The sequence below is a fragment of the Psychrobacter cibarius genome (assembly GCA_030686115.1).
GTDB classification, from domain to species: domain Bacteria; phylum Pseudomonadota; class Gammaproteobacteria; order Pseudomonadales; family Moraxellaceae; genus Psychrobacter; species Psychrobacter cibarius_C.
Map to the genome: position 1 here is coordinate 1,918,851 of CP131612.1, position 23,330 is coordinate 1,942,180.

The 23,330-nt window shown below is 43.4% G+C and carries 17 protein-coding genes; 11 read left to right on the forward strand and 6 right to left on the reverse strand.

Features of this window, described 5'->3' with window-relative positions; all coding sequences use genetic code 11:
• Positions 1–250 precede the first annotated feature (250 nt).
• From Q6344_08000 to Q6344_08030, 7 genes are all read left to right on the forward strand, one after another.
• Positions 251–853 carry a TetR/AcrR family transcriptional regulator gene (locus Q6344_08000; protein ID WLG12556.1) on the forward strand — a complete coding sequence of 201 codons (603 nt, stop codon included), beginning with the start codon at positions 251–253 and terminating at the stop codon, positions 851–853.
• A 208-nt stretch (positions 854–1,061) separates the two neighbouring features.
• Positions 1,062–2,282 carry an iron-containing alcohol dehydrogenase gene (locus tag Q6344_08005; protein WLG12557.1) on the forward strand — a complete coding sequence of 407 codons (1,221 nt, stop codon included), beginning with the start codon at positions 1,062–1,064 and terminating at the stop codon, positions 2,280–2,282.
• Positions 2,283–2,438: 156 nt separating this feature from the next.
• The gene (locus Q6344_08010; protein ID WLG12558.1) at positions 2,439–3,488 is read left to right on the forward strand and encodes an NADP-dependent oxidoreductase; all 1,050 of its coding nucleotides are present in this window, start codon (positions 2,439–2,441) and stop codon (positions 3,486–3,488) included.
• 240 nt (positions 3,489–3,728) lie between these two features.
• Entirely contained in the window at positions 3,729–4,406 is a 678-nt protein-coding gene (locus Q6344_08015; protein WLG12559.1) for a type 1 glutamine amidotransferase domain-containing protein, read from the forward strand.
• A 46-nt stretch (positions 4,407–4,452) separates the two neighbouring features.
• Positions 4,453–5,082: a glutathione S-transferase gene (locus Q6344_08020; GenBank protein WLG12560.1), complete on the forward strand. Its 630-nt coding sequence runs from the start codon at positions 4,453–4,455 to the stop codon at positions 5,080–5,082.
• A gap of 503 nt (positions 5,083–5,585) precedes the next feature.
• Positions 5,586–7,202, forward strand: a complete 1,617-nt coding sequence (locus tag Q6344_08025; protein ID WLG12561.1) for an MFS transporter — start codon at positions 5,586–5,588, stop codon at positions 7,200–7,202.
• A gap of 107 nt (positions 7,203–7,309) precedes the next feature.
• A complete protein-coding gene (locus tag Q6344_08030) occupies positions 7,310–8,599 on the forward strand; it encodes an HlyD family secretion protein (protein WLG12562.1) in 1,290 nt (429 codons plus the stop codon).
• Between the two features lie 151 nt (positions 8,600–8,750).
• Here the strand turns inward: Q6344_08030 and pdxH are convergent, their stop codons facing one another.
• The 5 genes from pdxH to cysS all read right to left on the reverse strand — a co-directional run bounded on the left by pdxH (position 8,751) and on the right by cysS (position 16,610).
• Positions 8,751–9,395 (reverse strand): pyridoxamine 5'-phosphate oxidase, encoded by a 645-nt coding sequence (gene pdxH / locus Q6344_08035; GenBank protein WLG15180.1) that lies wholly within the window; start codon positions 9,393–9,395, stop codon positions 8,751–8,753.
• A gap of 43 nt (positions 9,396–9,438) precedes the next feature.
• On the reverse strand, positions 9,439–10,809 hold the full coding sequence (glmM, locus tag Q6344_08040) for a phosphoglucosamine mutase (GenBank protein WLG12563.1): 1,371 nt from the start codon (positions 10,807–10,809) through the stop codon (positions 9,439–9,441).
• Between the two features lie 213 nt (positions 10,810–11,022).
• Positions 11,023–12,495, reverse strand: a complete 1,473-nt coding sequence (gene guaB / locus Q6344_08045) for an IMP dehydrogenase (protein ID WLG12564.1) — start codon at positions 12,493–12,495, stop codon at positions 11,023–11,025.
• A 402-nt stretch (positions 12,496–12,897) separates the two neighbouring features.
• On the reverse strand, positions 12,898–14,910 hold the full coding sequence (locus Q6344_08050; GenBank protein ID WLG12565.1) for a mechanosensitive ion channel family protein: 2,013 nt from the start codon (positions 14,908–14,910) through the stop codon (positions 12,898–12,900).
• A gap of 239 nt (positions 14,911–15,149) precedes the next feature.
• Positions 15,150–16,610, reverse strand: a complete 1,461-nt coding sequence (gene cysS / locus Q6344_08055; GenBank protein WLG12566.1) for a cysteine--tRNA ligase — start codon at positions 16,608–16,610, stop codon at positions 15,150–15,152.
• Positions 16,611–16,827: 217 nt separating this feature from the next.
• Here cysS and Q6344_08060 point away from each other — a divergent pair, with 217 nt between their 5' ends.
• Positions 16,828–17,424: a cob(I)yrinic acid a,c-diamide adenosyltransferase gene (locus tag Q6344_08060; protein WLG12567.1), complete on the forward strand. Its 597-nt coding sequence runs from the start codon at positions 16,828–16,830 to the stop codon at positions 17,422–17,424.
• A 156-nt stretch (positions 17,425–17,580) separates the two neighbouring features.
• Here Q6344_08060 and Q6344_08065 read toward each other — a convergent pair whose 3' ends face one another.
• The gene (locus tag Q6344_08065; GenBank protein ID WLG12568.1) at positions 17,581–18,516 is read right to left on the reverse strand and encodes a hypothetical protein; all 936 of its coding nucleotides are present in this window, start codon (positions 18,514–18,516) and stop codon (positions 17,581–17,583) included.
• A 438-nt stretch (positions 18,517–18,954) separates the two neighbouring features.
• Between Q6344_08065 and Q6344_08070 the strand changes: the two genes are divergently transcribed.
• The 3 genes from Q6344_08070 to Q6344_08080 all read left to right on the forward strand — a co-directional run bounded on the left by Q6344_08070 (position 18,955) and on the right by Q6344_08080 (position 23,101).
• Positions 18,955–19,683 (forward strand): glycerophosphodiester phosphodiesterase, encoded by a 729-nt coding sequence (locus Q6344_08070; GenBank protein ID WLG12569.1) that lies wholly within the window; start codon positions 18,955–18,957, stop codon positions 19,681–19,683.
• A 449-nt stretch (positions 19,684–20,132) separates the two neighbouring features.
• Entirely contained in the window at positions 20,133–21,311 is a 1,179-nt protein-coding gene (locus Q6344_08075; GenBank protein ID WLG15181.1) for a fatty acid desaturase, read from the forward strand.
• Between the two features lie 323 nt (positions 21,312–21,634).
• Positions 21,635–23,101, forward strand: a complete 1,467-nt coding sequence (locus tag Q6344_08080) for a YdiU family protein (protein WLG15182.1) — start codon at positions 21,635–21,637, stop codon at positions 23,099–23,101.
• Positions 23,102–23,330: the final 229 nt, after the last annotated feature.

The window sequence follows — 23,330 nt, forward strand, 5'->3', positions numbered from 1 at the left end:
TAATGCTACCATAGACCTCATACAAATAAGCGTATTTCGTCAGCAAGTATTGTTGAAAAAACGTAACGTGACCATATCAACCCTTACAAATCAACCCTTACAATAAGCACTCATTATAAGCAAAGATAAAAATCTGCATCGACCCATAGAAAGTATCATGAATAATTGTTAATAGCGCGCTAAGTAGCATTATTCGCCATACCTTATCTCTGAAATACATTCATAAAAAATATAGGAGGACATTACCATTATGTCTGCGGCCTCAACCACAATCCCACCAGATACCAAAACGCATCTGTTAGAAACAGGCTATCAACTGATTTCCAAAAAAGGTTTTACTGCCGTCGGTATCAAACAAATACTAGACACAGCCGGTATTCCTAAAGGCTCTTTTTACCATTATTTTGCCTCAAAGGAAGCGTTCGGTGAAGCTATCATCAGTCATTATTTCACTGACTATAAGATACGCTTAGACACCATTGGTCGTCAAAAAGTTAATGCTCAGCAAAAGATTTATGATTACTTTCAAAGCTGGTATGACACCCAGCAAAATGGCTGTGATCATGAAAAGTGCTTGGTGGTGAAGCTCAGCGCTGAGGTTGCAGATCTGTCTGAACCTATGCGCATCGCACTGAATGCTGGTTACCAGCAGACCATCAGCTGGCTTGCCGAACAAATCAAAGCAGGCTGGGCGGATGACTCTGTACCACAGCCTGACAATATCGCGGCCGAGAGCATGGCAAAACGTTGGTATTTTGCTTGGCTTGGTGCCAGTTTAATCGCCAAGATTAGCCAAACCAATACACCGCTTGCAGAAGTATGGCAGATGACTACTTCTCAATTGGGACGCTAATTTCGTGCGTTAAACGCTTTTTAGCCATTTATACATCCCTATATCTAAAGCAAAAAATTGAGTTATAAGAGAGTTTTGTAAAAAATACTAGACGACTGGTCTATTTAATGTACAATGCCCACAGTTGCAAAAATGAATGGCTAATTTGCCACTGAGATTTTTGCACCCCATACGCCCAACACAAATATTTAATAATTTTAGGAATACTATGAATAATTTCCAATATTACAATCCAGTACGTATCGTCTTTGGTGAGGGTCAAATCAAACAACTATCAGAATTGGTCCCGACTGATGCCCGTGTGCTTATCACTTATGGTGGCGGTTCGGCACAGCGCACAGGTACGCTAGACGAAGTAAAAGAAGCCTTGGTTGCAAGTGGTACACGTACCGTATTCGAATTTGGTGGTATTGAAGCCAATCCAGAATTCACGACTCTTTTAAAAGCAGCAGACATGGTCAATGAGCACAATATTGACTTTTTGCTAGCGGTCGGTGGTGGCTCAGTCATTGATGGTAGTAAATTTGTGGCATTGGTATCGTCCCTTACTGAAGAAGATGGCACGACAGTCTCACGCGAACAAGCATGGAATGCATTAACCAGCTATTGCAGAGACATTGATTCTGCCAACGATTTGGGTGCTGTTTTGACCATTCCAGCCACTGGCTCTGAGATGAACTCAGGCGGAGTCATCAATTATAGTGAACGTCAAGCTAAGCTACCATTTGGCAACGCACTTGCCTTCCCTAAGTTCTCAATATTAGATCCAATCAAAACATTGACATTACCTGAGCGTCAAGTGATGAATGGTGTTGCGGATGCCTTTGTCCATGTCATGGAACAGTACCTAACGTATCCAGTCAATGCAAAAGTGCAAGATGCCTTTGCTGAGAGCTTACTGAAAATCCTTATTGATGAAGGTCGTATCGTTAAACAAGATCCAGAAAACTTAGAAACACGTAAGAATATTATGTGGACAGCGACCATGGCACTCAATGGTCTAATCGGTGCAGGCGTACCGCAGGACTGGACGACACATATGATCGGTCATGAGCTAACCTCGTTACACAGCATCGATCATGCTCGCACCCTAACCATTTTATTACCCTCAGTAATGCGTGAGTTGAAAGACAGCAAAAAAGAGAAACTACTTCAATATGCACATAATGTCTGGAATATTACGCTCGATGATACTCATCAAGACGAAGACGCTGTCATTGAAGACGCTATTGTCCGTACAGAAAACTTCTTCCGCGAGCTTGGCTTGCCCGTCAGTTTAGAAGATGCAGAACTTGATGCGTCAGCTATTGACCCGATTATCAAGCAGCTTGAAGTACACAACATGGTGAAACTGGGCGAGCACAGCAACAATGATTTAGAAGTATCACGCCGTATTCTACAACGTGCTATTAGTAGCAAAGCTGCTTAATAAAAACACCACCGTAATAAGAAACACATATTGTTATGCTATTTATAGTAGTTGCTCAGCACTGAGTAACTACTCCATTCACTATTAAATATCAAAACCAGTAAATATTAAAATCAATAGAATCTTAAAATCAATAAATAGAAAAGGAATCTGATAATGAGCTTTGATAAACAACAAAATCAAAAAATAAACCGTCAAATCAAATTGGCAAGCCGTCCAACAGGTGAGCCAAAAGCTGAAAACTTTGATATGGTAACCAGCGATATCCCATCGCCAAATAACAATGAAATGCTGCTGCGTACCGTTTACTTATCATTAGATCCATACATGCGTGGACGTATGAGCGATGCAAAAAGCTATGCTGATCCGCTAGAAGTGGGTGACGTCATGATGGGTGGCACGGTTGCCCAAGTCGTTGAATCCAATATCGATAAATTTGCTGTGGGTGACTTAGTGGTCTCAAACTCAGGCTGGCAAGACTATAGCGTCAGTGATGGCGAAGGCGTCTTAAAGCTTGACAAAAACATGTCAAATCCTTCTTATGGTTTAGGTGTACTAGGTATGCCCGGCTTTACCGGTTACATGGGTTTGACCGACATCGGTAAGCCGCAAAAAGGGGAAACTTTGGTCGTCGCTGCTGCAACGGGTCCCGTTGGTGCAACAGTAGGTCAAGTTGGCAACCAATATGGCTTACGTACCGTTGGTGTGGCTGGTGGCAAAGAGAAATGTGACTTTGCTGTCAATGAGCTAGGCTTTGATCTCTGTATTGACCATAAAGCGGATGACTTTGCCGAGCAATTAAAAGCGGCTTGCCCAGATGGCATCGATATCTATTACGAAAACGTCGGTGGCAAAGTATTTGATGCCGTTATGCCATTATTAAATGCGCATGCACGTATCCCAGTCTGTGGTCTGGTTTCGCAATACAACGCCACCGAGCTGCCTGATGGCAAAGATCGTTTAGGCGTATTAATGGGCAACATTCTAAGCCGTCGTCTCACCATTAAAGGGTTCATTATTTTTGAAGAATATGGCGATCACTTCCCAGAATTCTTAAAAACCATGAGTAAATGGGTCGAGTCAGGCGATGTTAAAACCAAAGAATATATCGCTGAAGGCTTAGACGATGCACCAAACGCCTTTGTTCGCATGCTAAATGGCGATAACTTTGGTAAAACAGTGGTTAAAGTTTCTGAGGTTGAATAACAGAGCCAATGGTTATCAGTTGGTTGAATCGCAAATAACGACTTAACAACATAACTTGCTAAGACAACCACTGAAAATGACCTCTCAACCATGAATACTGTTCTATGAATACCGCTAGCAGTTCTATGAATACCGCTAGCAGTCATTGCAAATACTCATATTGATTACAGATGACCAATTAAGCATGACTGCTAACAACCCATGATTTAAGAACAACATTAATAATAAATAAGGACGACTATGAATATTTTAATGGTACTAACCTCACATGATAAGTTGGGCGATACTGGTAAAAAAACGGGCTTTTGGCTAGAAGAGTTTGCCGCGCCTTATTACGCTTTTATCGATGCGGGCGTCAATGTGACACTTGCTTCTCCTGCTGGCGGGCAGCCACCGCTTGATCCGAGCAGCGATACTGAAGACACGCAAACGAAAGATACCAAGCGTTTTAAAGAAGACAGCGACGCTCAAAAGCATCTTGCCAATACTGAAAAACTCGCTGATATGAACGCTGAAGATTTTGATTCAGTCTTTTATCCAGGCGGTCATGGTCCACTATGGGACTTGGCAGTTGATAAAAATTCGATCAATTTGATTGAGACTTTCGTCAAACAAGACAAACCTGTCGCCTTTGTTTGTCATTCTCCAGCCGCTCTTAAAAATGTCAAAATTGACGGTGAGTATTTAGTCAAAGGCAAAACAGTGACTGGCTTTACCAATTCAGAAGAAGACGCCGTTGGTCTCACAGATGTCGTGCCATTCTTAGTAGAAGATGCACTAAAAGCCAATGGTGGTAACTATGAAAAAGCCGCTGATTGGGAATCATTTGTGGTCGAAGATGGCTTGCTGATTACTGGGCAAAACCCAGCGTCATCAGAAGAAGCTGCCAAGCGCTTAATCACTAAGCTGAAAGGTTAATATCTTTTTAACGTTAATATAATAGACCATGCAAAAGGCCACTATCATGATTCGCTTACATCATCTCAACCAGTCTCGCTCATTACGTATTTTATGGCTTTTAGAAGAGCTGGGCGTGCCTTATGAGATCATTAGTCATCAACGCGATCCTAATACTCATTTGGCACCAGACAGTTTAAAGGCGGTACATCCACTCGGTAAATCTCCGGTTATCGAGATGGATGGTCAACTTTATGCCGAGTCGGGTGCAATCACTGAGTTATTGATTGAGCGATTTGCGCCAGAGCGCTTACGTCCTACGACTGATAGCGTAGACTATGGCCATTATCTGCAATGGATTAACTTTGCTGAAAGCTCGCTCATGTTGCCGTTATTACTGGAGCTATTTACCAAAAAAGCCGGTATTGTCGATAACGAGTTTTTAGATGGTTATATCAGTCAAGAAAAACACAGACTGTTGAGCTATCTAAACGAGGAAGTTGCAGATAAGCCATTTATCGTTGGTCATAAGCTAAGCGGCGCTGACTTTATGCTGTCTTTTGACTTAATCATGCTGGCTAAGCGTGAAGCGTTAGATGATTATCCGCATATCAAGCAGTATGCTTTACAGCTTGCCAGTCTTGATAGCTATCAGCGCAGCATGCGTTTAGAGGCGAATTATGATCACTCAATTTAGTACCATGGTCTAACTGTTTATCGACTACTTAATGTATAAAAAAACAGCTCTTTATAGAGCTGTTTTTTATGGGTAAAAATGACCTGAGTCGTAGCTATGTGACATATAGTCAAGGAATTTTAGAATCGCTACAAGGCGACCGACCGCAGATAGTACACTGAGTACATCTAGGGCGGGTAACACCGTAGCGGTTTAAAAGTGCTCTGACTATAGCACTGTGTTTCTTATCGTCTATCATTGACAGACAGCTGTATCTATCTTTTAACTTGATTTTCAATGTGTTAGTTATGCGTGATAAATGCTCAACAAAAATTATGATAAAATATTCAAAACAGGGTTTAGAATACTTTTTTGGTTTTATCAGTCTACTAAATGACTTTCTGTTAAATGGCTTTTTATTAAATGACTTTGAACGTCTTGAGCTTCGTGACTATCCGACGAGCGTGATGCTTGTTTAACAACTGCTATATACCATTTTATCCCTCTACGCAGATTATCCATCCATGAGTACTGAATACCAGTTTAAGCCCCATGAACGACCATTCATGCTTGGCTCGCCTGCCACCCCTGATCACCCTGTGCGCCGTAAAGTATTTTATTTACTGATTGGTATTTTTATAGGCTTAACTGCCAGCTTTCAGAACGGTCTATTGGTCGCAAATCTCACTCAAATCCAAGGTGAAATGGGCTTAACACCAGTAGAAGGTGGCTGGATATCAGTCGCTTACAATATGACCAATGCTTGTGTCACGGTGCTGCTGTACAAAATTCGCCAGCAATTTGGCATGTCGTTATTTAGCAAAATCACTTTGTTCTTTTTATTGGCAGCCACCAGTATGCAGTGGTTGGTCAGTAGCAATCTACTCAGTACGACGATTGGGATTAGCATTGAGCCTTATTATTTAGAACTGCTCGCCCGTGGCTTTAGTGGTGTGGTGGCTAGTGCGATGACGGTATTGTCTATTTTTTATTGTCTACAAGGCATGCCAACTGCTCGGCGTATCAGCGGACTGATATTAGGGTTCGGCTTGGTGCAGTTTGGCATTCCACTGTCACGGATTATCTCGCCTTATTTAGCCGTTGATGGTCAGCTTGAAGGTTTATTTTTATTTCAAGTGGGATTATCGCTGATTTGCTTTGGGCTTATTAACATTCTTGAGCTACCACCGGGCAACACGGAAAAGGTCTTTGAAAAACTTGATTTGGTGAGTTTTGGCTTTTTTGCCAGTGGTCTTGCCGCCCTATCGGTATTTTTAGTACAAGGTAGAATTCAATGGTGGACGATGCCTTGGCTTAGCTATCCATTGATCATTGCCGTCGTGACTATCTCGATTGCTTTATGGATTGAGACCCATCGCAAAAACCCAATGCTACAAGTGCGCTGGATGCGTAGTCGCACCATTATTGCCTTTATGATTACTGGTGCCGTCATGCGCATTTTGCTGTCTGAGCAAAGTGTGGGTGCCGCAGGATTATTAGCAAACCTTGGTTATGGTAATGACCAGCTGATTGTTTTTTATGCCATCATCTTGGTGGCTAGCATACTGGCATTAGTGATTAGCATTTTTACCACCAAAGCGACGGATCTGCGCCGACCCGTGATTTTTGCGGTTGCATTGATTGCGATTGGTGCATGGATAGATACGGGTGTGTCACTAAACTCTGCCCCTTATATGTTCTATTTCAGTCAGTTTATAATCGCTTTTGCTGCCGTTTACTTCATGGGACCAATGGTATTTGAAGGTATGTTTCGCGCCATTGCTAACGGACCTGCCTATATTATTAGCTTCTCGGTGATTTTTGGTATCTCACAAACTGTCGGCGGTTTGGCAGGCGCGGCAGGTATTCAAGCATTTACCACCATTCGTACTCAGATGCATTATGCCGATATGGTCAGTTCAATGAATACCACTGATCCTGCTACGATGACCCAAATGCTACAGGGTGTGCAACGTCAAGCAACGGTCGCCGCTTATGATGATTTATTCTTTTTGATGGCCGTGGGCGCCACTATCACCGCGCTATATTTATTGATGGTTTATTTTTATTACCTTTATCATAAACGCAATCCACTTGGTAAAGAACTTGCCGCATTGGCAGAAATGATGGGCAAAAAATAACAGGTGACAATAATATCGATTTTTTGCTGTTACCTTTTCTTCTTATGCTAATTACTATATTTTAAAAAGTTATCCACTATGTTTACTAATCTCTTTAGGAGCGCATCATGAGCGAAGACAAGTTAAATGATCTTGATGACCATAATCAAGACACCGCTCAAGATGCCACCCAAAATACTGCTAAAAACAATCAGACATCATCCAAGGCAGCAGCAATAGAGATTCCTCTAAGCCAATCAAAAAATGATGATATTGTGACTATACCGAAAACAGAGGACTCGATAATAACGTCCGTTGCTGATGCTGATGAAACGCCAATGCCGCCAAAAGAGCCTATTCCTGACGCTACAGGTTGGTCGCCTAAAAAGAAATCTTACTTTAACCTAGGCTTATTGATTGCACTAATCATTATTGGCGTCCTTTTGATTCTTTATGCGTGGAAGCTACCGCCCTTTACGCCTACGGTTCAACAGACTAATAATGCCTTTGTAAAAGGTCAAACAACGATTATCAGCCCGCAAGTTTCTGGCTATGTCACAGAAGTGGCAGTGCAAGATTTTGAAAATGTACAAGCAGGTGATTTATTGGTCAAGATAGACGACCGTGCCTTTTTGCAGCAGCTCGAACAAGCACAAGCCGATATCGAAGTCGCTATGACCGACCGCTCAAGCAATGCGCAAGATACGGGCACCAGTCAGGCACAAATCGAAGCACGTAAAGCGGACTTATATAGTGCCAAAGTCAGCGTTGATAGTGCACGCGAAGATGTAAAGCGCTATCAAGGACTTGATGCGATTGGCGCAGTATCCAAAGCAGAAGTTGCTCATGCCCAAGCTCAGCTCGCTCAAGCACAAGCTGGCGTGCAGCAAGCAGAAGCCAATTTACAAGTCGCCCTTGAGGCCAGCAAAAAAACCAGTGGTAGCCGCTCATCACTCGATGCCAATATTAAAAATGCAGAAGCAGTTGCTAAGCAAGCACAGCTTAATTTAGACAATACTATTATCAGAGCACCGGAATCAGGACAACTGAGTCAAGTCAGCGTCAAAGCGGGGCAATATGTCAGCGCGGGCACACAGCTCATGTATGTGGTGCCAAAAGGCGTGTGGATTATTGCCAACTTTAAAGAAACCCAAGTGGCAAATATGACTGTCGGTGAGCCTGCAACGATTCATGTGGATGCGCTAGGCGGCGCTACGTTTCGAGGTCATGTCAGCAATATCTCGCCAGCGACTGGCAGTGAATTTAGCGCGGGCGCGGCAAACCCTGCGACTGGCAATTATATTAAAATCGCTCAGCGTATTCCGGTACGAATAGATTTGGAGCAAGGACAACCTGAGCTTGCGCAATTGCGCCCCGGTATGTCGGTATCGGTCGATGTCGATACTAAACCGAACTAGAGCATGTTGGACATTCACAAATAGGCACTGCTATTTTCTAAAATTGCTCCAGACAAACCGCAAAATAAAAAGCCAGTCCAGATGTCATAATCACTATGACGCCTAGATTGGCTTTTTTTACTTCTATGAAAATATGAATAGCGCGCTTAGGTTACGGCAAAAGGCGCTTGGTAGTCCAGCTTTCACCATTGTCTTTAGTATAGACAATACGGTCATGCATACGATTGGCACGACCTTGCCAAAACTCAATCTCATGAATGCTAATCTCATAACCACCCCAAAACTCTGGTGTTGGCACTTGGCTACTTTCTGGATACTGGTTTTGTAGCTCATCAAACTTGGATTGCATCACCTCACGATCAGCAACTTCGCCACTTTGAGGTTGACTGACCCACGCACCCACTCGACTGTCGTGAGGACGCTTTTGAAAGTAAGCAGCTGACTTATTAGCATCGATTTTAGCAATGCTGCCACTAATACGTACTTGACGCTCCAGCTCGTGCCAAAAGAATAGCGCTTCGACATTCGGGTTTTCGGCAATATCTTGACCTTTAGCGCTTTCATAGTTGGTATAAAACACCACACCATTTTCAGTAATCTCACGCATAAGTACGATGCGCACGCTAGGTTTATTATCAGCACCGCACGTCGCCAAGCTCATCGCATAAGGCTCTTGCACCTTTTGTGCTATTGCCTCATTCATCCATTCTTTTAGTAGCTCAAATGGAGAGTCTGGGACGGACTGTTGATCAAGCTCACCTTTTTCGTATGACAAACGCTGATCGGTAAAATCCATGCTCATAAAATATTCCTTATTTTAATATAACTATATTATGACTTTAACCCAATATTGCTTTGATATGGTCAGCCAAATCATTTGCCAATACATCACATTCTATTTCATCATCCGACTCAACCATCACACGTATCATAGGCTCTGTACCTGACTGTCGAATGAGCAGACGACCACGACCCTCTAAAGTAGCCTGTGCTTTTGCAAAAGCAGCAACCAGCTCTTCATGTTCAAACGGATCTTGCATTTTACTTAAGCGTACATTGACCAGTTTCTGTGGCAATTTTTCAAAGCCTTCGGTCAAATCACTGAGCGCTTTACCACGTGCTTCCATCACCGCAAGCACTTGCAAGCCGGCGATAATGGCATCGCCCGTACGACTCTTATCCAAACATAGAATATGACCCGATGGTTCGCCACCCAGTATCCAGCCATTCGCTTCAAGCTCATGCATCACATAACGATCGCCTACTTTCGCACGCGTAAATTTAATATCTGCTGCTTTGAGTGCCAGCTCTAAGCCCATGTTACTCATCAGCGTACCAACCACACCTTTCGCCTTAGTCTGACCTTGGGTAGCAAGTACGTATAAAATGCCATCGCCGTCAACCAGATTACCAGCCTCATCAACCATCACAATACGATCACCATCACCGTCTAGTGCGATACCAACATCTGCCTCGTACTCAATCACTGCTTTCTGTAAGCCTTCAGGATGGGTAGAGCCGCAGTCGGCATTGATATTGATGCCATCAGGCGTATTGTTAATAGCAATCACATTGGCACCCAACTCACGCATGACTCTTGGTGCCACGCTATAGCCTGCACCATTAGCACAATCTACGACGACAGTCAGATGACTCAAGTCGTACTGATAGGGAAAACTGCCTTTACAGAATTCGATATAGCGACCTTTGGCATCATTGATTCGATTATTTTTCCCCAATTGTGCAGGATCAAGAATAGGCATGATCACGTTATTGTCCGCCTCAGAGGCACTCATAATCGCTTTTAGCTTGTCATTAATAGAGTTTTGCATCTCATCAGTCAGCTTTTTGCCATCACCTGAAAACAGCTTGATACCGTTATCATAGTAAGGATTGTGCGACGCTGAAATAACTACCCCAGCATCTGCATTAAAACTACGAGTCAAATGCGCAATCGCTGGTGTGGGTAATGGTCCAAGCATATGCACATCGACACCAGCGGCATTAAACCCCGCTTGCAATGCGCCTTCAATCACATAACCTGACAGCCGCGTATCCTTACCGATGACCACGCTTGGCTTGCGCGCAGGATTGTCATTATTCTCTATCAGCACACGTCCCGTCACATAGCCCAATTTTAAAATAAAGTCTGGTGTGATCGGCGACTCACCGAATTTTCCGCGAATACCATCGGTGCCAAAGTAGCTCATTATGTATGCTCCCAAATCTAAGAGTGAAAACCAGACGAATACGCAAACAATAACGTATAAACAGTCTAAGTAGTTATTATTATAATCCGCTTGTGTATTTTACAAAAAAAACAGCCAACAATAACAAGGCATTGTTGGCTGTTTGTATCTTAAGGTCACTGCAGCCCTGCAAAATAGCTATCATTGAGATAATGCAGGACTATAAAACACCTTTTAGTTCACACGATAGTTCGGTGCTTCTTTGGTGATTTGTACATCATGGACATGCGACTCTTTCATACCCGCCGATGTCACCTTAATGAATTGCGGATTGGTACGCATATCTTCGATGGTCGCAGAGCCAGTATAACCCATTGATGAGCGCAAACCGCCAACCAACTGATTAACAATACCAGCAACTGGACCTTTATAAGGAACTCGGCCTTCGATACCTTCTGGCACTAATTTTTCTACGCCATCTTTAGCATCTTGGAAGTAACGATCTGATGAGCCATTTGAGCCTGACATCGCACCAAGGCTACCCATACCGCGATAAGCTTTGTAGTAACGACCTTGGAACAGCTCAACTTCACCCGGCGCTTCTTCAGTACCAGCCATCAATGAGCCTACCATGATGCACGAAGCACCAGCGGCGATGGCTTTTGCCATATCACCTGAATAGCGAATACCGCCATCAGCAATCAGTGGAATACTGTCTTTTAATGCGCTAGCGACGTTATCGATAGCTGAGATTTGCGGCACACCGATACCAGCGATGATACGCGTAGTACATATAGAACCAGGGCCAATACCGACTTTTACCGCATCAGCGCCTGCATCACGTAGTGCAAGTGCAGCATCCCCTGTTGCGATATTGCCACCGATGACTTGTACGTGTGGATAGTGCTTTTTAATCCAAGACACCTTATCAATCACGCCTTTTGAATGACCATGTGCGGTATCAACCACGATGATATCGACGTCAGCAGCGATTAACGCTTCAACACGCGCTTGAGTATCTGCACCCGTACCTACGGCAGCACCAACACGCAGACGACCTTGCTCATCCTTACAAGCATTTGGATTGTTTTCAGCTTTTGCAAAGTCATTAACCGTAATCAAACCACGTAAGCGGAAATAATCATCGATAACAATGACTTTTTCAATGCGGTGCTCATGTAGCAGACGCTTGATGTTTTCGTTGCTTTCACCTTCATGTACTGTCACCAACTGATCTTTTGGCGTCATGATTTTACTAACTGGCAAAGACAGATTGGTTTCAAAGCGCCAATCTCTGTGAGTCACAATACCCACGACATTATCAGTGCCTCTTTCTACCACAGGTACGCCTGAGATATTATTGTCTTGCGTCAGCTGTAGCAGATCACCAATCGTCATCTCTGGATGCACAGTGATCGGATCTACGACCGTACCTGCTTCAAATTTTTTGACGCGGCGTACTTGTGTGGCTTGCTTGGCGATATCCATGCTCTTGTGCAAGATACCCATACCACCTAGCTGTGCCATGGTAATGGCCATTTCAGATTCGGTCACGGTATCCATCGCGGCAGAAATCAGCGGTAGATTCAGCGTGATATTTTTGGTCAAACGGGTCGTCAGATCGGCAGTTTTTGGCAAGACTTCAGAATAAGCTGGCAACAATAAAACGTCATCAAAGGTTAAGGCTTCATCGACAATTCGCAACATACAGACCCCTAGTGGTGGTTATTTTGATGGGTGGGATATTTTTGGCATTAAGACAATCAACCAAAATCACCGATATGACTTTATGAAGCTAAAGTCTCAAAATTAAAGACCTCGTATCACAAAGTTTTAGATAATCAGCAATGAGCCAGCCGATGTTTGTGATTAAACAAACAGAGACACTCGAAAATTGCAATTGATTGATGCTAATAAGTTTGCACAAATATAGCGCGCCCCTACTCTTAATCGCTCATTTATCCCTTAAAAATAACGCCATATTATAACAAATAATCAGACAAATCGCATGCTATATTTGTCAGCTTATTTTGCTAGCGCTTATCTATCAATATCGACGTCTGTAAAGCTCTGCTATTTAAAAGCATAGAAAATATACTCAATCGTCGGTTACTGGTCTTGACCTTTCAATATCAAACGTTCAGCAGGCAGATAAGCTTTTTGTTTGCTATATAGATAATTCAGCATCTGCTCACGTATCTCACAGGCCAGTGTCCATGCTTCTATGGGACCTACCGCTGAAACAGCGCCGCGCAGGTGAATAATGTTGGCAGTCACCTCAACGACAAACATTTCAGGCTCAGTTTTGTTGTCCCAAAGCTTATTGTCTTTAACCGCCGATATAAATTGCTGGCGAATGGCATCAATATCTGCACCATAATCTACATATAAAAACACAGGACAGGTCTGATGTACCTCGGTATGTGACCAGTTTTCTACCATTTCGGTGATCAGTTCGCGCATCGGCACGATCAATCGACGTTCATCCCATGTTTTGAGTACCGCATACGTATAACGCAGGTCTTCAACGGTACTAAAATTGCCATCCATTATCACACTGTCGCCAATCCGTACCGGCTGGGTCACTGCCACCTGTACCCCAGCAATGATGTTACCCAGTATCGGCTGCGCGGCAATTCCGATGACCACGCCTGCGATACCAGCCGAGGTCAATAGCGTTTTGCCAAGGCCTTCCATGTTGGCAAATTCACTGAGACCAATCCAAATACTGCCCAAAATCATGACAAAAATAAAGACGCGGCGAAATATCGATACATAAGTACGGCGACGGCGCTCTTTATCAAAGTGCTCTTCAGCCAGATTTTCAATTTGTAGGCTTTGATAGCGATTAGCAAAAAAGTTAATAACACGAATGCCAAGCCATAAGGTGCTAAATACTAGCCCAATCCAGATAAGCGGACGAGTCGATGAAGCTACTGCATCCAAATAAGGAAAACCGCCTGACACCAAAGTAAAGACGAGCAAAAAACTGATGGTAAAAGTCAACGGCACGGTCAGCTTATTAACCAAATCTGCCACGCCATTAGTACTAACAACATAATTACTATATTTCTCATCATCGATATAACGGCTGATTATTTTTTCCGTGCCTTTACTGAGTAACCACCCTACTCCCATGGTCACTAAGAAAAACAATGCTAATGCCAAAAACTCCCATAGTGCAATACTAAAAATCTTAAGTTTTAACCATCCAGGTAAATAACGCTCAAATTCCGCTGGATGATATTGCTCATAGAGATTGTCGATATTATCAACTGTCTGTGCAGAAAATACCCAAATAGGCGCAGCCTCACCAACCCGTACTCGTTGCAAATAAATGGGGACACGGCGCTCACGATAGTCAATATAGCCTAGCTGAATCGAACGTCTAGGAATGCCCATAATACTACTGGTATTGCCAAGCGGCGGCTCGATTAAACCATCTGGGCGATCTGGCAGATCATCAAAAACGTAAAGCTCTTTTTCCGTTAACAAAAAATCCAACCGTTTTGATAACTCGAGCGCGTGGTTACGCTGAATTTTCTGATCGATTAAATTCATGTTAAGTGCATAAGCAGCCAAGTCGTATTGTTGCTTCATGACCGCTGACTGAAAAAACTCTAAAGTCGCCAGTGGCGTGGTCAAATTTGGCAGCTCAGACAACGGCGGTAAGCCTACATTGAGCTTGTCTAGCAAATAATAACTTTCATTGTATTCACCCGTCAGTCCAGAATCGCCCTGCAAATTACCCGCTTGCTCTACTGCATTGCGCTCGGTAGGATCAAATATTTCTTCTGCAACGCCAGAGATGCTGAGGCTTTCGTCTTTAATTGTATTGATTTTTTGAGTGGCATATTCAGCCAGATTATCGGGCTTGCTGACTGAATTCGATGACGAGCTAGACTGCTCATCCGCAGCTTGTTCGCTATCGCTTTGCCTATCACTAGTGCTTGCGGCATTAGCGGGTGCAAACACAGCACTCATGCTGACTATAAAAAAAACCAATAGTAATGACAAGGTACTGGCGCGCACATTCCAACGCTGGGGGTTAGCATAGTGGTCACTGTCGGTATCAATTGCTATACAATGACCGCCAACAATGCTTTTTTTGAGAATATTCATATTTTAAAAGCCATTAATTCACTTGATGTTTGCATCTCTTGAAGTTTGCCTACAAAGCTTGTTCTTACATATATTACATAGCCAATTTAGCTTCATCTTTCTTGTTTGACTGCAATTTATCTTGTTTTTAGCACCATTTTTAGAATGATGATATACCCTAGTTTAGCCTATAAAAAAAGCCAGCTCAAAGCTGACTTAGTTTATGACTATCTATATGAGTGTTCTGTAACATGATTGCCTTAAGCGCGGCGCCATGTTGTGCCAGCACGGCTGTCTTCAAGCTCAATACCAGCATCTTTTAGTTGCTCACGTATCTCATCAGCACGCGCAAAGTTTTTGTTGGTTTTGGCGTCCGCACGCTCAATAATTAAACCATCGATAGTGTCATCGGTTAAACCATCATCCGCCTTGTCACCAATCACTGCTTGCAAAAACTGTTGAACTGGCTGCTGTAAAATATTGAGTACCTGTGCCAACGTTTTGAGCTGCTCTGCTAATTGCCATGCGGTGTCTACGTCTTCGGCTTTAATAGCTTTATTAATATCACGCGCCAGCCCAAACAATACACTAATCGCCGTTGAACTATTAAAGTCATCGTTCATGGCTTTGATGAAATCTTGTCCAGCACTGCTGCTATAAGCATCATTTATCAGCGTATCATTGACGACGAGCGCCCGCCCTTTTTGTTGTTCGGCCAATTTTAACGCATTATATAATCTGCTTAGGCTATTATGTGCTTCATCCAATGCGTTATCAGAAAAATTGACTTGGCTGCGATAATGGCTTGATAATAAGAAAAAGCGCACCGTTTCAGGTAAATATTTTGCCATCACGTCACGAATGGTAAAAAAGTTACCCAACGACTTGGACATTTTTTCGCCATCGACATTAATGAAACCGACATGCATCCAGTTACGCGCGTATTCACAGCCAGTCGCTGCTTCAGACTGCGCTATCTCGTTTTCGTGATGCGGAAATTGCAAGTCATGACCACCGCCATGAATATCAAAGGTGCTACCTAAGCACTTAGTCGACATCGCTGAGCATTCGATATGCCAACCTGGACGCCCTTGACCCCATGGTGACGCCCATTGTGGCTCATTAGGTTTTGCCGCCTTCCATAAGACAAAATCAAACGGATTGCGCTTATCATTTTCGACATCGACACGTGAACCTGCTTGCATCTCATCGAGATTACGCTTAGACAATTTACCATAATCTGCAAAATTATCGACGGCATAGTAGACATCACCATTGTCGCCTGCGTACGCATAATTACCTGTGACCAAGGTCTCAATCATTTGCTGCATATCATCGATATGATCCGTCGCGCGCGGCTCAGCGTCTGGCATCTCGCAGCCAAGAGCGGTTGCATCCTCGTGCATGGCTTCAATAAAACGCTGCGTTAACGTACCAATCTCTTCGCCGTTTTCGGTGGCACGAGCGATGATCTTGTCATCAATATCGGTGATATTGCGCACATAATTAACGTCATAGCCTAACTGAGCCAACCAGCGCACTACCATGTCAAAACCAACCATCACCCGCGCATGCCCAATATGACAATAATCATAAACGGTCATACCGCACACATACATGCCTACTTGCCCTGATTTGAGTGGTACAAACTGACGTTTTCCGCCAGTCAGTGAGTCATGAATAGCAAGCTGAGACATCGCATCGGCAAGTGGTGTGGTCATGGTTAAAAAGCCTTTTAATATAAATAAAATAGATAAAATAAAAACAAAAATATAATCAATGTTTGGATATTAAACAGCACTGACTATGGTCGTTATAACTGTAAAAACAACGGCAACATAAAACCTAACCCATTATCTTAGCGAAAACAGCCATAAAATACTACAATGAGCCCGCAACTAACATCATTCAATCATAAAAACTGTTAAGGATTTAGATATGGGCAATCGTTTAAGCAAAATATATACGCGTACTGGAGATGACGGTAGCACTGGCATGGCAGACGGCAGCCGCGTCAGCAAAGCAGACAATCTATTTAGCGTAATGGGTGATATCGACGAGCTTAACTCACACATTGGTCTGGTACGTGCTCAGTTACAGCATAATAAAGGGCAATCTATAGAGAAAGAGTTTTCTCAAGCGTTAGTCATCATTCAGCATTTATTGTTTAATATCGGTGGTGAGCTGGCTATGCCAGAATATGAAGGCGTCAATGCCACTCACATTACATGGTTAGAACAGCAAATTGATTCGATGAATACGACCTTGCCGCCGCTAAAAGATTTTATCTTGCCCACAGGTTCGGTATTGGTCAGCCAACTGCACGTTGCGCGTACAGTCTGTCGCCGTGCTGAGCGCCAAGCAGTGCTATTACAGCAAGAGCGTCCACAAGCGATTCGCAGTACGGCCGTGAGCTTTATCAATCGCTTATCGGATTGGTTGTTTGTCGCTGCTCGCTTTTGTACAGATCCCAACAAAGTCTCTGAAGTCTTATGGGACAGTCAGGTATTACAAAAATTCGCTGATAAAAAATAATTACGCAGGACTACTTTAGTGGACTAAAACGCTAAAAGCAAACCCTAGAATAAAATATAAAAAAGCCCGCAACCTTAACACTGCGGGCTTTTTATTGACTAATCGATACTATTCAGTAACGACAATATGGTTCGAAAACAGCTTAAATCTTACTAATTAGTAAGTAGCGCTGTCATCTTCAATAATGACCATATCGATACTTTCATCTTTAGGTACTGATTTCGGTACAGCTGGTGTGGCTGGAGTTTTGACCTCAGGAGTGGCTGACGCGCTGCTATCCGTATTACTACTGCTTGGATTATTAATAGTCGGCGGCGTGGCAGGCTGAGTAGGACGAATCGGCTCAACTGGCTTGACTACTTGAGGCTGACGAACGGGTGCTGACTGACTGTCATCGTTTTGTGCTGCACGGCGCTCTGCGCTAAGTTGGGCGCGCTGCTCATCCATCGCTGATTTAAATACAGAACCTGCCATCACATCGGCGACCACAGTAATCAATGCTGGCTGCCCAGCAATACGTGTGCGTACTTGACCGCCTTGAGTACCAACGACATAGGTAAAGGCATCATCAACCAACATGTTGTTATTGATACGGATGTTATTTTGCGCTAAGCGTGATTGTAGGCTCGGTAGATTGTTGGCTGCTTGTACTTGACTGGCTTGATACAAATCTTCGCTTGGTAACGTCATGCTCACGCTTGCCTGACAAGTCGTCATACCATTGTCATTGGCTGCTTGTAATACTGCTGCATTTTGTACATCAATCACAATGCCGTTGGTTTTATTAGTGATAGCGCCGCTAGCGAGACTGATCTCTGCATCATTTGCGTAGTTGACAGCCAGCGTTTGTGCTTGTTGATTAAGCGTGTTTTTCAGAGCCGTTTTGAGACGATCTTGTACCATTGGGTCATCACAGCTCACCGCAGTAGCTGCGGTGTTTTCAGTAGACGCAGACTCTTGCTCTGTGAGCTCTGCCGTCTCGGTGGTATCTTCCTTCTCTGAGCGATCACAGCCAGCAAGCGCTAAACCACATACCATGCCAATACCAGCCACTTTATACCACTTGCTCACGTTTTTATTTGCTACGCTCATATTTCTTTTGCTCCCAATTTACTAATACGTACCGCCACTGATGGACAGTGTTTGATGTTCAAACCGCAACCCTAGCTGCCCTAGGTTTGAAAACCAGATTATTATACGGTGTTTAAATAAAATGTTCATTAGTGTAGCCCATGGATATACAAATAACGCCCCTCATTATAGGTAAAACCTGTACTTAGTTGCAAAAACATAACAAATACATACTTATGAATTCGCTATAAATACGCTTTTAGACTACCGCGATCAACTAAGGTCTGTTGAATGCTTGATAGACATTAAACATATTCTAAGATTTCGCTCAGCTCATATCTATAAAGTTTTTGGATAAAAAGAACCACATAGTAATATTGCTCTACTAAGCAAATTTTATTAGACGCTGTTGTTTTAGCACTATATGATTGCGCGTATCACTAACCAACCATATAAATTATGATAAATTTCGAAAACACGCTTTTATTGGGTCATCGCGGTGCGCGTGGCGAAGCATTAGAAAATACCTTTTCAGGCTTTGAGTACGCTCAACGTCTCAACACTCAGGGTCTAGCAGGAGTTGAGTTTGATGTACAACTGAGCGCGGATGGTCATTTAATCGTGTTTCATGATGACACGCTGCAACGCATGTGTGGTCAGCAAGCACGTGTTGATCAGTTGAATCTTACTGAGATTCAACGCCATTCGCAGTTTGGTCATCAGATTATGACATTAGGGCAGGTAGCACCGTTGCTAAAGGGCTTTACTAATATTGAACTGGAGATTAAAACGCATGACCGTACTGATTATGCTAAATTGGTAAAAGCATTGACACGCAACCTTATCGATAGCCCACTTGCCAAACTACCCATTGTGCTGACCAGCTTTGATGTAGAGCTACATGTTCGCTTGCAACGTCATCCATTACTAAAGCCTATCTCTCGCGGCTTGCTCATTCGCACACCTGAAGTCTTAATGACTGCACCGAATACCGCCTTGCAACTTGGCTGTATTCAATTAGGTATCCACTATCCGCTGATTAGTCGAGCAGTCATTGAACATAGCCACCGTTATGGCTTGCCAGTGAGTGCGTGGACGGTCAATGATATTGACACGATTAAACAGCTGATCGCATGGCAAGCTGACGTCATCATCACTGATTATCCAAGTCATTTACTGCTGGGTTAATAAGCATCGCCTTTATTTGATTTATTTAAAATCATCTACATATCTACGGTGTTACTTACACTTCTCCTCAATGCCTGATAAGTCATCCATTATTTTCGTCAATACATTCCATAATCGATACAAGTTATTGTTATTTAGCAATATTTTTACAGTGTATAACTGTTCACTTTATTGATTTTTTAAGGTATCATATAGGCTTAAATTAATACCGCTAGGGATATTATATGATTGCAAAAAAAGCACTTGGCTTACCGCTTAAAGGCTTACGTTTCGCTATCAAATCTGGTGATACGCTTATCAAAGCCGCCAGCACTCAAGCCACACGTTTTAAGACACGTTTTGACGAGAGTAAAACTGCAAGCTCGCTTAATGAGCAGCCTGTTGCCAAACGCAACTACGCTCATGTTGCGGGAGAGCAAGATGTCTCTACTAAAGAAGACAGCATTGATATGCGCGAGTTTGAGTTTACAAAAGCGCCGATCAACTGGATTCCAGCGACTATCTTGGTAGCCACACCTATTGCTGCTGCGATCATTACACCATGGTATTTGTTTACTCATGATGTTAGCGCGCCAGTTTGGGGCGTATTTGGTGCCTTTATGGTATGGACAGGCATTAGTATTACCGCGGGTTATCATCGCCTGCTATCGCATCGTGCTTATAAAGCGCATCCAATCGTCAAAAACTTTTTATTGCTAGGTTCTACCTTTGCCGTACAAGGTTCAGCGTTTGATTGGGTTTCTGGTCACCGTACGCATCATCGTCATGTCGATGACCGCTTAGAAGACCCGTACTCAGCAAAGCGTGGCTTTTTCTTTAGTCATATGGGCTGGATGCTACGCAATTATCCTAGCGGTAAATTTGACTATAAAAATATCCCTGACCTAACCAAAGATAGAACGCTGCAAATTCAGCATAAATATTACGGTTTATGGGTTGCGGCATTGAACATCGGTGTGGTCGCTGCGATCGGTTGGTTATTGGGTGATGTTTGGGGTACTTTGGTCATCGTAGGCTTACTACGTCTGGTACTGACGCATCACTTTACCTTCTTTATTAATTCGCTATGTCATATGTTTGGCACGCGTCCTTATACGGATACCAATACTGCCCGTGATAACTTCTTCTTAGCTATCTTTACGTGGGGTGAGGGTTACCATAACTACCATCACTTCTTCCAATACGACTATCGTAACGGGGTAAAATGGTGGCAGTATGATCCTACTAAATGGTTGATTTCTGGCCTATCGAAGCTGGGCTTAACCAGTGAGCTACGTACCGTTGATGACACCACTATCAAGCATGCAGAAGTACAAATGCAATTTAAAGCGGCTCAGCAGCAGATTGATACGGCAGCAGTGGGCGGTCTTGATCTTCCTCATGCCATGAAAAGCTTCCAAGATCGTATTAAGTTTGAATATGATGCCTTTATGCAGACTGTTGAAGAATGGCAGGCACTCAAAGCCAAAACGATTGAGCTGAAAAAGACAGAATATGCCGATCGCTTGCATGAAGTGGAAGATGAGCTAAAGCACGACTATGCTAAGATTGAACAAAAAATTCTTGAGCATAATAGCAATTTAAAAACCGCGTTTCGCTCGATTGGTATCAGTAAAAAAGCGGCATAATCGCTGATTATTAAACTGTATTTTATTACCTTTGTGATGAACGATAATTGTAAAGCTTCTCCTTCCCTCTATCTGTAGCAGATAGAGGGATTTTTTTGCTCATCCTTTATAGATCGTGTCGAACATTGATTTATAAAAATAAAAAGGACAAGTGGAAGCAATATCTTTGTTTGATAGGCTAAATGCATTCAATATTACTCATGGTTTTTGGGTGCGCTATTACAAGAGATGGACAGAGTGAAACGATGTAATATCAAGGCTATGCTATAGTGCTTTTATCTCCGCTACACTTTACTTATACTTCAAAAGCAGGAACGGCTTGTATGCGCTATCAAAATATCTATGTCAATCTAGACACTCGCCTTTATCATGAGCAACCGCCGACGCCGCTGGACAATCCACGTGCTGGACACTTCAACATGCAAGTTGCGCAGCAGTTAGGCTGGACAGATGATGAAGATTTAATGACACATTGGGTAGAGATACTTGGTGGCCAATACGTGCCAGCGGATTTTAAGCCATTGTCCATGGTTTATGCGGGTCACCAATTTGGGCAATGGGCAGGTCAATTGGGTGATGGGCGCGGCTTGCTGATGGCACAAGTGCTCGATAACAATAATCAATTGCAAGACTTGCACCTTAAGGGCATTGGTCTGACGCCTTACTCGCGGATGGGTGATGGGCGTGCTGTCTTGCGCAGCACTATTCGCGAGTATTTATGTGGTCATGCCCTTACACAATTGGGTATTCCCTCCTCTAATGCTTTGGGATTTGTTGTCTCCGACACGAGGGTGCGCCGTGAGCGCATGGAAGCAGGTGCGGCATTGATGCGCGTGGCTGATAGTCACATTCGTTTGGGTCATATCGAGTGGATTGCCAGCTTTGCTCCTGATTTGCTCGCTGAGTTCACTGATTATATGATCGACACTTATTATCCAGAGTGCCGTGATAGTGACGCTCCCATACTGACATTTTTAACCACGGTGGTTGAGCGAACCGCACGAATGATCGCTGACTGGCAACTGATTGGCTTTGCGCATGGCGTGATGAATACTGACAACCTCTCTATCACTGGTAGCACCTTAGACTTTGGTCCATTTGGTTTTATGGAGCGCTTCAACCCTGCTTGGATCAACAACCACTCTGATCATACTGGTCGCTACGCTTATCAGAATCAACCTGCTATTGGTCACTGGAATCTCAATGCTTGGCTGCCACATTTTATGCGCTTAGAGGGCGTAACGCGTGAGGCGTTAGCGGACTGTCTAGCGCCTTATGAGGCTACCTTTATGCAGCATTATCAGCAAGGATTGTGCCGTAGACTTGGGCTGCCGCATGCAAAAGAGAGTCTAACCTTGGCTTTCGAATGGCTAACCTTGTTAGAAGACAACTTGCTGGACTATACCAATAGCTTCCGTGCGCTACTCGGTTTGGTCGCGCCGAATGAGCACCATTATGAAGAGCACCTATTGTCAATCATGACGAATGAGCTTAGCGATGATGCCCAGCAAGTCTGGCAAGATTGGTCGACTCGTTATGTGGCTCAAATACAACAGCTGCCACTTGAGCAAGTTATCGATGATATGACAGCCAACAATCCTGTTTATGTACTGCGTAATAGTATGGCGCAGCGTGCCATTACGGCAGCAGAACAAGGACAGTTCGAAGAAGTGAGTCGAGTATTCGATTTACTGGCTAACCCTTATCAGGTACAAGCCATCGCTACCCTTCTCGACACAATGCCGCCTACCCCACATGCGCCGCAAATGCCGATTAGTTGCTCGTCTTAATGATATGTTATTAAACTGCTATTCTGTAATATTTTGAAACATTATGAGATTAAGGTTGATATTTAACCCTATTTTTTGGCATTATTAATTGGCTAAATAATGAATATCATTTTACTATATTATTCTCGCCGTTCACGGCAGCTGACTAGGCAGTGAATTGGCAATAGTGCTAGAATAACTATTCCACTAGATTACTTTTTTGGCTCAATGCTTAATCGCTACTCCTGAC

Coding starts and splice junctions, on each gene's coding strand:
- Q6344_08030 (WLG12562.1), top strand. CDS start 7,310: ATGAGCGAAGACAAGTTAAATGATCTTGATGACCATAATCAAGACACC.
- Q6344_08000 (WLG12556.1), top strand. CDS start 251: ATGTCTGCGGCCTCAACCACAATCCCACCAGATACCAAAACGCATCTG.
- Q6344_08025 (WLG12561.1), top strand. CDS start 5,586: ATGAGTACTGAATACCAGTTTAAGCCCCATGAACGACCATTCATGCTT.
- Q6344_08070 (WLG12569.1), top strand. CDS start 18,955: ATGATAAATTTCGAAAACACGCTTTTATTGGGTCATCGCGGTGCGCGT.
- Q6344_08080 (WLG15182.1), top strand. CDS start 21,635: ATGCGCTATCAAAATATCTATGTCAATCTAGACACTCGCCTTTATCAT.
- Q6344_08075 (WLG15181.1), top strand. CDS start 20,133: ATGCGCGAGTTTGAGTTTACAAAAGCGCCGATCAACTGGATTCCAGCG.
- cysS (WLG12566.1), bottom strand. CDS start 16,610: ATGACCACACCACTTGCCGATGCGATGTCTCAGCTTGCTATTCATGAC.
- Q6344_08050 (WLG12565.1), bottom strand. CDS start 14,910: ATGAATATTCTCAAAAAAAGCATTGTTGGCGGTCATTGTATAGCAATT.
- Q6344_08015 (WLG12559.1), top strand. CDS start 3,729: ATGAATATTTTAATGGTACTAACCTCACATGATAAGTTGGGCGATACT.
- Q6344_08020 (WLG12560.1), top strand. CDS start 4,453: ATGATTCGCTTACATCATCTCAACCAGTCTCGCTCATTACGTATTTTA.
- guaB (WLG12564.1), bottom strand. CDS start 12,495: ATGTTGCGAATTGTCGATGAAGCCTTAACCTTTGATGACGTTTTATTG.
- Q6344_08005 (WLG12557.1), top strand. CDS start 1,062: ATGAATAATTTCCAATATTACAATCCAGTACGTATCGTCTTTGGTGAG.
- Q6344_08010 (WLG12558.1), top strand. CDS start 2,439: ATGAGCTTTGATAAACAACAAAATCAAAAAATAAACCGTCAAATCAAA.
- Q6344_08060 (WLG12567.1), top strand. CDS start 16,828: ATGGGCAATCGTTTAAGCAAAATATATACGCGTACTGGAGATGACGGT.
- Q6344_08065 (WLG12568.1), bottom strand. CDS start 18,516: ATGAGCGTAGCAAATAAAAACGTGAGCAAGTGGTATAAAGTGGCTGGT.
- pdxH (WLG15180.1), bottom strand. CDS start 9,395: ATGGATTTTACCGATCAGCGTTTGTCATACGAAAAAGGTGAGCTTGAT.
- glmM (WLG12563.1), bottom strand. CDS start 10,809: ATGAGCTACTTTGGCACCGATGGTATTCGCGGAAAATTCGGTGAGTCG.